At 52.0% G+C, this 11,379-nt stretch carries 11 protein-coding genes; 9 read left to right on the forward strand and 2 right to left on the reverse strand.

Annotation, left to right across the window (positions count from 1 at the left end; genetic code table 11):
- Positions 1 to 15 precede the first annotated feature (15 nt).
- Positions 16 to 660: an HAD family hydrolase gene (locus FZ040_RS12715; protein ID WP_255448891.1), complete on the reverse strand. Its 645-nt coding sequence runs from the start codon at positions 658 to 660 to the stop codon at positions 16 to 18.
- Between the two features lie 122 nt (positions 661 to 782).
- Between FZ040_RS12715 and FZ040_RS12720 the strand changes: the two genes are divergently transcribed.
- The 3 genes from FZ040_RS12720 (at position 783) to aroF (ending at position 3,516) form a co-directional block, all read left to right on the forward strand.
- A complete protein-coding gene (locus tag FZ040_RS12720) occupies positions 783 to 1,442 on the forward strand; it encodes a 3'-5' exonuclease (protein WP_149172341.1) in 660 nt (219 codons plus the stop codon).
- Between the two features lie 173 nt (positions 1,443 to 1,615).
- Positions 1,616 to 2,464, forward strand: coding sequence for a prephenate dehydratase (pheA, locus tag FZ040_RS12725; RefSeq protein WP_149172342.1), 849 nt, complete (start codon positions 1,616 to 1,618; stop codon positions 2,462 to 2,464).
- A gap of 20 nt (positions 2,465 to 2,484) precedes the next feature.
- Positions 2,485 to 3,516: a 3-deoxy-7-phosphoheptulonate synthase gene (gene aroF / locus FZ040_RS12730; protein WP_149172343.1), complete on the forward strand. Its 1,032-nt coding sequence runs from the start codon at positions 2,485 to 2,487 to the stop codon at positions 3,514 to 3,516.
- Positions 3,517 to 3,586: 70 nt separating this feature from the next.
- Here the strand turns inward: aroF and clpX are convergent, their stop codons facing one another.
- Positions 3,587 to 4,870: an ATP-dependent Clp protease ATP-binding subunit ClpX gene (gene clpX / locus FZ040_RS12735; RefSeq protein ID WP_149172344.1), complete on the reverse strand. Its 1,284-nt coding sequence runs from the start codon at positions 4,868 to 4,870 to the stop codon at positions 3,587 to 3,589.
- Positions 4,871 to 5,027: 157 nt separating this feature from the next.
- Between clpX and FZ040_RS12740 the strand changes: the two genes are divergently transcribed.
- From FZ040_RS12740 to FZ040_RS12765, 6 genes are read left to right on the forward strand one after another with little or no spacing between them, the layout of a single operon-like run.
- Complete coding sequence (locus FZ040_RS12740; RefSeq protein WP_149172345.1) at positions 5,028 to 5,834, forward strand: Cof-type HAD-IIB family hydrolase; 807 nt, start codon at positions 5,028 to 5,030, stop codon at positions 5,832 to 5,834.
- 36 nt (positions 5,835 to 5,870) lie between these two features.
- Complete coding sequence (gene rapZ, locus FZ040_RS12745; protein WP_187620341.1) at positions 5,871 to 6,806, forward strand: RNase adapter RapZ; 936 nt, start codon at positions 5,871 to 5,873, stop codon at positions 6,804 to 6,806.
- Positions 6,807 to 6,812: 6 nt separating this feature from the next.
- Entirely contained in the window at positions 6,813 to 8,135 is a 1,323-nt protein-coding gene (locus FZ040_RS12750) for a gluconeogenesis factor YvcK family protein (protein ID WP_149172346.1), read from the forward strand.
- A 35-nt stretch (positions 8,136 to 8,170) separates the two neighbouring features.
- Positions 8,171 to 9,100 carry a DNA-binding protein WhiA gene (gene whiA / locus FZ040_RS12755; RefSeq protein WP_149172347.1) on the forward strand — a complete coding sequence of 310 codons (930 nt, stop codon included), beginning with the start codon at positions 8,171 to 8,173 and terminating at the stop codon, positions 9,098 to 9,100.
- A gap of 25 nt (positions 9,101 to 9,125) precedes the next feature.
- Entirely contained in the window at positions 9,126 to 9,911 is a 786-nt protein-coding gene (locus FZ040_RS12760) for a polysaccharide deacetylase family protein (protein ID WP_439653920.1), read from the forward strand.
- Between the two features lie 10 nt (positions 9,912 to 9,921).
- Positions 9,922 to 11,193 (forward strand): copper amine oxidase, encoded by a 1,272-nt coding sequence (locus FZ040_RS12765; RefSeq protein ID WP_255448892.1) that lies wholly within the window; start codon positions 9,922 to 9,924, stop codon positions 11,191 to 11,193.
- Positions 11,194 to 11,379 lie beyond the last annotated feature (186 nt).

The following is an 11,379-nucleotide window of genomic DNA, read 5'->3' on the forward strand; positions in this document are numbered from 1 at the left end:
AGGCCTCTTTTTCTTTTAGTCAACCAATTCGCCAATATCCTGCATGATTTTGACATGGGGATAGGCTTCAAATTCTTTGGCTGTAGTGGTTCCGGTGGTTACGGCGGCGAAGTCGACGCCGGCGTTTTGGGCGGCACCGGCATCGACGTAGCTGTCACCGGTGTAGAGCACCTGGTTCTTGGAAATCTGGAAGTAGTCCAGGGCTTTAAATATCCCTTCGGGGGATGGCTTGTGCGCCGTGACATCATCGCTGCCGATGATGCGGTCGATGAGTTCCGGGACGCCGTCCGCATCAAATTTTTCCTGAATGCGGTGGCGGGTCTTGCTGGAGATAATGCCAATTTTGGCCCCTGCTTCACGCAGTGCCCGCAGGACAGCGATGGTGTGGGGGAAGAAGTGCGTGCCAGCGGTCATATACTGGTCGGCTTCGTGTTTGTAGATTTCCAGGAAGGCGCGGGCGGCGTCTTCATCCTGGGATTGGATGACTTCCTTGATGGCATCCATCATGGGAAGCCCAATCGTGCGGCGGATATCTTCATCGGCGCGCTGCGGCCAGCCGGTTTTGTCCAAGGTGATATGAAAGCATTTTAAAATGGCTGATTCGGAGTTGACGAGCGTATAGTCGAAATCGAATAAATACAGGCGGTAATTTTTCATCATGTGTCCTTTCTGTCAAAGGGAAATCTCTTTTATGATAGCATAGAATCCTATTGAAGAAAACGCGGGAATCACGTAGAATAAAAGGAGATAGAAGTAATCGACAGAAAGTACGGGGGATACAGATGAAATACGTGGTCGTAGACTTGGAAATGAATCCAGTGAGCCGGGAATTCCGCGACGTGCGCCGCAAAATGAATGAGGAAGTCATTGAGTTTGGTGCGGTGCGCCTCGATGAAAATTTTGAGCAGGAAGCGGAATTTCAGTGCTATGTAGCTCCGGCCTATGGCCCGATAAAAAAACACATCACCAATCTTACCGGCATTACCCAGGCGATGGTGGAGGGCAAGGAGGCCTATGAGGTCTGCTTCCAGAATTTCGTGGACTGGATTGGGGAAACGGAAACTAAAATCTATTCCTGGAGTATGTCCGATATCAAACAGCTCAAAAAAGAGTGCCGGTTCAAGATGCCGGATTTTGATGTGAAGTGGCTCGATGAGCGCTGGGTAGACTTGCAGCAGGAGTTTGACAACCGGCTGGGGCTCCACAACAGCCTGGCCCTTAAGCATGCTTTGGGGGCAATGGATCATCAGTTTGAGGGCACGCAGCATACGGCACTGGCGGATGCAATCAACACCAGCGCGATTCTGGTGCTCATGCAGGATGATGAGAAATTCCGGGCTACGATGCAGCCAGTATTGGATATTCTCCAGCCCAAAGAGGATTTGGCCAGTTCCATCGGGGATTTGTGTCCTGACCTCATGAAGTTGAAAGATAATCTTTAATACACTTGTGTTTTACTGAAAAACATTTTTTGTAACTGTTTATTTTTCTCTTGCTGATTAATGCGTATTATGTTATGATATTATCAATTTTAAAGGAATTGACGATACATCAAGCTCCGTCCTTTAGAGGATGGGGCTTTTTTGATACGTTGACCGTTCAGGAGGAGGATGGAATGAGCATAAAGATGGGGGTGCTTGGTCCGAAGGGAACCCATAGCGAGGCGGCCGCCAGTTATTTGAATGAGAGGCTCGATACGCCGTATGAGCTGGTGACGGTTCCGGACCTCTTTGAATGCCTTCAGGAAGTAGATGAGGGACGCCTGGATACGGCGCTGGTTCCCGTGGAAAATTCGCTGGAGGGAGCCATCAATATAACACTGGATACGCTGGCCCGCAGTGAGACGTTAGAGGTTGCCCGGGAACTTATCTGGCCGGTGCACAATCAGCTGATGGCCAAGTGCGGGGCGGAAACAATCCGGCGCGTGTATTCGCATCCTCAGCCGATTTCTCAGTGCCGGGCGTATTTGCAGCAGCATTACCCGCAGGCAGAGATTGTCAAGGTTTCCAGCACGGCCCGGGCGGCAGAGCTGGTGGCCGCCGAATCGGCGTCGTCAGGCTGGGCGGCTATCTGTACGGCCCGGGCTGGTGAGCTCAATGGCCTGCACACCGTTGCGGCCGAGATTCAAGACAACATGGCAAACTGCACCAGATTCTTTCAGGTCCGCCGCCGTGGCACGGGCAATCCGGTTTTGCCGAAGGAAAAGGTCTTGATTATTTGCCAGATTGATGGCCAGAAGGCCGGTGCGCTTTACGATGTGCTCAAGGAATTTGCGGAGAGGGGCATCAATATGACCCGTATTGAGTCGAGACCGGCGCGCACGGAACTCGGGGCGTATATTTTCTTTTTTGATTTGGAGTATACGCCGGACGAACAGGCTTTGCAGGAGTCGATTGAAGCTGTGGCGAAGAAGAGTATCTGGCTCAAGAATTTGGGGACGTTTCCAGTATATACAGTAGAATAAAGACGAGAAGGGGTATAGCTATGGTTATCATCATGAATGTCGATGCGACGGCAGCAGAAATAAAAGGGGTTATCGAGGCGGTCAATGGAGCTGGGCTTGAGGCCAAGGTCATGGAAGGCAGTCAGCAGAAAATCGTCGGGGTTATCGGCGATAAGACAAGACTGGCCAGTGTGCCGATTGATGCCCTGCCAGGGGTAGAAAAGACGGTGTCCATTTCCAAGAGTTATAAATTGGCCAGCCGTGAGTTTCATCCGCAGAGCAGTGTTATCGATGTTGCTGGTGTGAAGATTGGTGACGGAACTCCGGTAGTTATGGCAGGACCCTGCGCCGTAGAGTCGAAGGAGCAGCTCTTTGAGGCGGCGGAAATCGTCAAGGCAGCAGGCGCACAGTTTTTGCGCGGCGGTGCTTATAAGCCGCGTACTTCGCCGTATTCCTTCCAGGGCTTGGAGGAACAGGGACTCAAGTATCTGGCCGAGGCGCGTGAGCGCACCGGACTGCGCGTCGTTACCGAGGTTACGACGGTCGAAGCTATTGATGGCGTAGCAGAATACGCGGATATGCTTCAGGTCGGTGCGCGCAATATGCAGAATTTTGGCCTGCTCAAGGAAGTGGGCCGCTGTGGCAAACCGGTTTTGCTGAAGCGCGGTCTGGCCGCTACGATTGATGAATGGCTCAATGCGGCTGAGTATATCATGAATGAAGGCAATCCGAATGTCGTCTTATGTGAGCGCGGCATCCGCACCTATGAGACGTATACGCGCAACACGCTTGACCTCAGTGCTGTGGCGGCGGTCAAGCACCTTTCCCATCTGCCTATCATCGTCGACCCGAGCCATGGTACGGGCAAATGGCGCATGGTAAAACCGATGGCTTTTGCTGCTGTTGCCGCTGGTGCCGACGGGCTCATGATGGAGGTTCATCCGAATCCGGCCAAAGCCCTTTCCGATGGCCCGCAGTCGCTGACGCCGGAAAATTATCAGGAGGTCATGGCAGGCATCCAGAAATTGTCGCAGTTTATGAAACAGGAAAATATTGTGCCGATGGATATCTAAGGCAGACAGTCTGACAGATAACGAAAGAGCCGTTGACCCCGGAGGGAGTCAACGGCTCTTTTGGTAGTCTTTACTTATCGAGTTTTTCTACCGTCGGTTTGGCACCGTTTTCGATGCAGTCTTTGGTGATGATGACCTTGCGCGGCTCATCGGATTTCGGGATATCAAACATGATGTCGAGCATGACATCTTCGATGATGCCCTTGAGCGAACGGGCGCCGGTCTTGCGCTCGATCGCTTTCTTGGCTACGGCGCGCAGGGCGTCTTCTTCGAATTCGAGCTGGACATGGTCCATGGCCAGCAGTTTCTCATACTGCTTGACCGGAGCGTTCTTAGGCTCGGTCAGGATGCGCAGCAGGGCATCTTCGTCGAGGGTTTCGAGGGTGCAGATGACTGGGAGACGGCCGATGATTTCCGGAATGATACCATACTGCATGAGGTCTTCCGGGCGGACTTTGTGGATGAGTTCGTCAAACTTCGGTTTGTCGTCCTTGCCCTGTACGTCAGCACCAAAGCCGATGGAGCTGGTCTTGGAAAGGCGCTTGGCGATAACGTCATCGATGCCGACAAAAGCGCCGCCGACGATGAACAGGATGTTGCGGGTGTCGACCTTGATGGTCGGTGCTTCCGGGTGTTTGCGCTGGCCGCGGGAGGTGAATTCGACGACGCTGCCTTCGAGCATCTTGAGGAGTGCCTGCTGAACGCCTTCGTGTCCCGGGTCAGCGGTAATCGAGTTGTTGGCACCGGATTTGCGGGCAATCTTATCGAATTCATCGAGGTAGATGATGCCGTGCTCAGCCTTTTCGATGTCTTTGTCAGCGGCATAGTAAAGGTTGCGGACTGCGACTTCTACGTCGGCACCGACGAAACCGGCCTCAGTGAGACTCGACGCATCTGTCACCGCGAAGGGGATGTCGAGCAGTTTCGACAGGTGCGAGAGCAGGGCCGTTTTGCCGCAGCCCGATGGGCCGAGCATGATGACGTTGGACTTTTCGATTTCCGTGCCATCGTCATTGAGATAGCCGTATTTCATGCGCTTATAGTGGTTGTAGACGGCGACCGAAAGGATTTTCTTGGCGCGGTCCTGATTGATGATGTATTCATCAAGGTACTGTTTGATGATATGCGGCTTGTTCTGAGCCAGTATATCGTCAAGCTGGCCAGCAAAAGCCTTGGTTTCTTCCTGCTGAGCAGCCTCTTCGTGTTCGTCCAGGAAGTGGTTGATTTCGCGTACGCAGTTTTTGCAGATGGCAAAACCGGTGCTCGGGTCGTATATCGGCATATCGTATTGGTCACGGACTTTAATGGTGCGCTTACAGAAGCTGCACTGATGGGTAATTACTTTCTTTTCCATGGAAAACGTCCTTTCCGGCTCATTGATTTCTATTGGTAGTCTTATTATCTTATATAAAAGAGCTTTTTTCAAGGAGAAGCGTCAGCCACTTGCAATTTTCTGCTGATGTGAGACAATAGGGTTGAGATTTTATCCCCAGTATTGAGGAGGAAAAGAAATGTCAATCAAGCTTTTTGTGACCGATTTGGATGGTACGCTGCTGCCGAGCGGCCAGCAGGTATCGGATGAAAATATAAAAGCCGCGCAGTCGGCTGTGAGTGCCGGAGTGACGGTGACGATTGCCACGGGCCGCATGTACAAGGCTGCTTTGCCGGTGGCAAAGGCGTTGGGCGTCGATGTTCCCATCATTACCTATAATGGTGCTTTGATAAAGACCGTGGCCGGCGAAGTGCTCTATAGCAACTATCTGGCACCAGACCTTGTGTGCCGGGTGATTGATTACTGCCGGGAGAAGGACTGGTATCTGCAGATTTACAGTCAGGATGAGTTGTATTATGCAGAACGCAACAAGTATGCCAAAGCATACGAGGCAGACCAGCAGATAAAAGGCCATGCCGTTGGCTGGGACGGCTTAAAGGAGCACACCGCGGCAGTATGCAAGCTGCTTTCGATTACCGATGGCGCGGCCGAGACCGATGCGCGCATAGCCGAGCTCCGGTCGGTTTTTGGCGAGGTGCTTTCGCCGGTGCGTTCCAAGGCGCAGTATGCGGAAATCATCAATCCGGGTGTCAGCAAGGCCGCGGGAATCCGCAATCTGGCCGAGCGCCTGGGAATTTCCATTGCTGACACCATGGCAATCGGTGATGCGGAAAATGACTTGCCGATGCTAAAGGCCGCTGGTCATTCGGTGGCGATGGGAAATGCCGTGGAGGCTGTCAAGAAGGTCTGCGACTACGAGACCGGGACCTGTGCAGAAAATGGCTGGGCCGAAGCCGTACAACGCTTTGTTTTGGAACAGCAGTAAACGCGTGATTCAATCTTTGGGCTAGAAGGTGAAATGATGGATAAAGAATTAGAGGCTGTCAATGAACAGCTGAAAAAAGAAGATAAATTCCGGCTGGTTATTGTTACTGGTATGTCGGGCGGCGGTAAAACGCAGGCTTGCCGGTATATGGAAGACCTCGGCTATTTTGTAGTGGATAATCTGCCGGCCGTGTTTATTCCGAAATTCGTAGAACTTTGCAAACATGCCGGCGGTCATGTCGGCAAGGTGGTATTGGTGGTGGATACGCGGAGCCGCGAGTTTTTTGACACCTTTATCCATACGCTGGATGACATGGACCGGGATGATGTCCCTTATGAGATGCTGTTTATGGATGCCTCCGACCCGGTGATTATCCGCCGCTATAAGGAAACGCGCCGCCGTCATCCCATGGCGCCGTCTTCCCGCATTTCCGATGGCATTGCCAAGGAGCGCGAACGGCTGGCACCGGCAAGAGCCAAGGCGACTTATATCATCGATACCTCAGAGCTCAAGAAAGTTGAGCTGCGGGATAAGATTCACCGCCTGTTCGGAACGAATGAAGGCGAGCAGATGAGCATCAATGTGCTGTCGTTTGGGTTCAAGTTCGGCATGCCGCTCGATGCGGATTTGGTCCTGGATGTGCGGTTCCTGCCGAATCCCTTCTATATTGAATCCATGCGCCACAAGAGTGGCGCGGTTCCCGAGGTTGCCGAATACATTGCCAAATGGCCGGTAACGCAGGAGTTTTTGAAACACTTGGATGGGATGCTCGACTTTTTGGTGCCGCAGTATGTCAAAGAGGGAAAGAGTCAGCTGGTTATTGCCGTGGGCTGCACTGGCGGCATGCACCGCAGTGTCTTTACGGCCAAACACATCTATGACCGGCTGGCGGCAAAAGGGTATCCCGTGAAGATAGAGCATCGCGACCTCATGAAAAATGATGTCCGCGAGCATGTGCGTGAGGAGTGTTAAAGAGCTATGCATTTATTGAAATGGCTTTACCCCGGCATGAAATTCAAGCGATGGCTGTTGCTCTTTTCCGCTGGTGTTATGCTGGTCAGCCTGGGGTTGGCACTTATTTTTAACTATAAATATCTGGATTATATCGAAGAGGCGATTTTCCGGGCCGTATATCTGTGGAAGGGCAGTTATAACTACATGTTTTCCACGCTTATCGGCATTGCTGTAGTAGTATTGGGCGCCGTGCTGATGCTGGTGGCAACCCGTTTTGTCATCCGTTCGGTCATCACGGTACTGCTGCCGGACAACTCGGAGCGTTTGGTGGATATCATCTACGAAAAACGCCGCCTGGGTAAAGGGCCGTCGGTTACCGTTGTGGGTGGCGGCCATGGCCTGTCCGTATTGCTTCGGGGCATAAAATCCGCCACCAGCAATGTGACGGCGGTGGTTACCGTAGCCGATGATGGCGGTTCTTCGGGGCGTTTGCGTGAGGAACTCGGAATCATTCCGCCGGGGGATTTGCGCAACTGCCTGGTCGCTTTGGCGGATACCGAGCCTTTGATGGAAAAACTGTTCCAGTACCGCTTCCGCGGGGAAAGCGAATTGGCAGGACATAGTTTTGGCAACCTGTTTATTGCCGCGATGAATGAAGTCACGGGGGATGTGGAGCAGGCCTTGAAGGAGTCGTCCAAGGTATTGGCGGTCAAGGGGCAGGTATTGCCGGCATCCAAGGACCATGTGCGGCTCGATGCCATAATGGAAGACGGCACGGTCGTCGAGGGTGAGTCGAATATCCCAGAAGTCCATAAGCGGATTCATCGTGTCCGGCTGTTCCCGGAGCACGTCCAGCCGGTACAGTCGGCCCTTGATGCACTGACCTCAGCAGATGCCATTATCCTTGGCCCAGGCAGCCTCTACACGAGTATTATGCCGAATCTGCTGGTAGATGGCGTGGCCGAGGCACTGCGCAAAAGCAAGGCCGTGAAAATCTATATCTGCAATGTCATGACCCAGCCGGGCGAGACGGATGGCTATACGGCGTCGATGCATGCCAAGGCCATTATTGAACATGGCGGCCGGGGCGTTATCGATTATATGCTGGTCAACAGCACCCCGATTTCCTCCGATATGCAGGCATTTTATGCCAAGAAGGGCGCTTATCCGGTCGAAGTGGATGAGGAAGCCATCAATGCGCTGGGCGTAGGATTTGTCAAAGCGGATATCATCAACGAGACGGATGTAATCCGTCATGACCCGGACAAATTGTCCCGCAGTGTCATGCAGATGGTTTATCGCTTGCAGCCCAGTGCACTCAAAGGGTTCGATGTCAAAAATCATTGAACCAGGTAACGATAAGGATATAGGAGTGAGCTGCTATGCCGTCATTTGCGACGGAGGTAAAAAATGAGCTGGCCCGCTTGAACTATGAGCAGAGCTGCTGCCGCACGGCGGAACTAGCAGCCTTGCTGCGCATGGGAGCAACGATTACGTTTGGCTTGCGCCGCACGTTTGGGATGAACTTCACCACGAAGAACGCAGCCGTGGCGCGTAAGACGCTGCAGCTGCTGAAAAGTGAGGGCGGCGATATCCGGACGGAGATAACCGTGCGCCGTTCGCGCCAGCTGAATAAAAACAACAATTATACGGTGCGCGTCGTACCGTCACCCAACGTGGCCGAGTTGCTGGAAAAATTGGGCTTTCTGCAGGATGACAGTCTCAACATGACAACCGATATGGCGCTTTTGCGAAAAGCCTGCTGCCGGGTGGCGTATTTGCGCGGCGCTTTTCAGGGCGGCGGCAGCGTGAACCGGCCCGAGGCCAGTTATCATCTGGAACTTGTGACAGGCAGTTATGGGCTGGGAAACCTTTTGAACACCCTGCTGAAGCGGATGGGCTTTCCCGTTGGCTTTACCGATCGGAAAGAGGATTACGTCGTCTATTTAAAAGAAGGCGATGCCGTCATGGATTTTTTGGCGATGATTCAGGCCGATGAAGCGGTAGAAGCATTTGAAGTGGCCCGGAATGTCAAGGAAGTTCGCGAGCAGGTCAACCGGCTGGTAAATTGTGAGACGGCTAATCTGCAGAAAACTGTGGATGCCGCCGGGCGTCAGCTGGAGTATATAAAGCGGCTGCAGGAAGCGGCCGTCAAGCTGCCGGCCAAATTGCGGGCGACGGCAGAGCTGCGCTTGAAGCATCCGGATGCGAGTTTGACAGAGCTGGCAGATATGCTTGGTGTCAGCAAATCTGGAATGAATCACCGCATGCGAAAACTGCGCGAATTAGCCGAGGAGCTTTCGCAGGAGTAATATTTTTTAGGAAGAAGGATTTTTGTTGCGTTCAATCAAACGAATCATACTGGCAGCTGCAGTCTTGCTGCTGGTTTTCCTGGGCTGGCTGCTGCTGGGGCCGATGCCAGCTGGCGTGCCGATTCTGGAATATCACATGGTGTCGGAAGTAGACCCCGAAGAAGGCTGGACGTATAATGTACCGCCGGAAGATTTTCGCCAGCAGCTGGATTATCTCCAGCAGCAGGGGTATACGACGATTACGCCGCTGGAATTCATGAAAGCGAAAAAAGGAAAGCTGGATTTACCGGAGAAGCCGATTATCCTGTCTTTTGATGACGGTTATGAAAATAACTACACGACGATGCTGCCGATACTTGAAGCGCATAATATGAAAGCCGTTGTCTACATGGCGACCAACAGCATCGGCCGTCCCAATTATCTTACCTGGGATGAACTGCGGGAATTGCAGGACCATGGGGTAGAAATCGGCAGCCATACGGCGAATCATCAGCCGCTGACGCATTTGGACCACGAAAAACAATTGGAAGAGATGAAACTTTCCAAATTGCTGATGGAGTGGAATGGTATACGGACGGTATTTTCTTTCTCGTATCCGAATGGTGAATTTTCGCCCGAGATGCCCGAGATGCTCAAGGAGAACGAATACCTTACGGCTGTGACAGGCGATGCCGGCCTGAACACCTTTGAAACGAATCCGTATCTGTTGCAGCGGACCAATATTCCGCACCCGCGCTTTGGCTTGGCTGAATTCAAGCTGCGCCTGCTGAAGGCGGCGGTTATGACAAAGCTCGGGATACGTCAGCATTGATTGAGGGGGCGTGAAGAAAATTAAGCAGGCAAGAAAAATAATGCTAGGAGCGGCCGCCGTGGCCTTGTTATGCGCTGTTCCTATGACGGCAATGGCATCAGAGCGCGTGGTGGGTCACAAGGGAACGACAGTAGTACATACAGAGTCCGTAAAAGAAAACAGTGGGACGACAAAAAACGTGAACATCAAAGAGCGAATCAAGGCGATATTAAACAGCCAAAATAAACCGGCGAAGAAACCATGGGTAAAACCATCCAATGTTATGCATGAGCTGCCGATGGTGTCAAAAGATGAGGGCGGTACTCTGCTCTTTTCAGACAGTCCGGAGTATGTTGAGCAAAATGGCATTTTGTATCAGGACACCGTGAGTGGCGATGTCCGGGTACTCTATTATCATTTAAACAATACGAGTGAGCCGAAAAAGATAGCAGTCGTATTGGAGAATAAATACGAGGGCACAAATGTCATTCATATTACCCGTGGTGGCAGCGGGGCTCCAAGTGCCAACTATATGAAAGTGGGAAAAGCAGTACAAATGCAGTACTTTGGCCAGCCGATGGACCAGAAGATTGTTCTGGGAGAGGGTGTGGCAAAATTATTGCAAGAGGATATGAATACCATTCTTTTGCAGCCGGGGCAATTGGTGTCGGGCATGTATGACTTCTATGCCGACCATCCGGTAAAAGTGAGTGTATTGATGCTCGATGCTTATGGAGACCCGGTTACGGAATCGAGGAATTTGCCGATACTGCCAAAAGATGCGATGCGCTTGCGGGGGACGTATACCGGAATGAATCGGGTTATGACCTCGGCTAGAGAATATCATCCAGAGACGGATGGCATAATGTATTTTCCGCTGGCCGATGACAAGCGGGATAAATACCGGGAAGGAATCGATGCTACCGATGGAAGTGCCGTCAAAGATGAAGGGAACTATGGAATCGTCTACCGTATTCAGGTTCCGACGGCTGGCGATTGCAAAGTGCAGTATTATTTGTGCCCGTTGGGCGGGGTATATGCTGGCGCGGTGCGCATGAAGTATGGCGAAATCGGCCCGGATATGCTGCCAACGCCGCAGGGGCAGATTTATTTTGGTGATAATACACCAACGGAAACACAAGAGCAGGAAGAATTGCGCGAAAAGGGAATTGTGGTTTTAACCAAATCCGCTGAATTGGCTGATTTGGGAGTATACCGTGCCGATAAATCGGTATGGATTGAATATTCCCCGCCAGGGGCATCCAACCTGCCTGTAAGTATCATTATGGTGCCCGTTCAATAAATAACGTACGAAAAGGCCTGTTGATTTGCTAGAGAGTCAATAGGCCTGATTTTTTAGAAAAAAGTGTTGACAAATAAAAGAAGAGCGTGTATCATAGTACAAGTCGCTGAGAGATACAGCAAAGACAAAAACAGCTCAAAGCCTTGACTGGCAAGCGGTTGTGCGAGTTTTTGCGAAGATGCTTCA

This window comes from Pseudoselenomonas ruminis, assembly GCF_008271295.1.
Taxonomy (GTDB): Bacteria; Bacillota; Negativicutes; order Selenomonadales; family Selenomonadaceae; genus Selenomonas_A; species Selenomonas_A ruminis.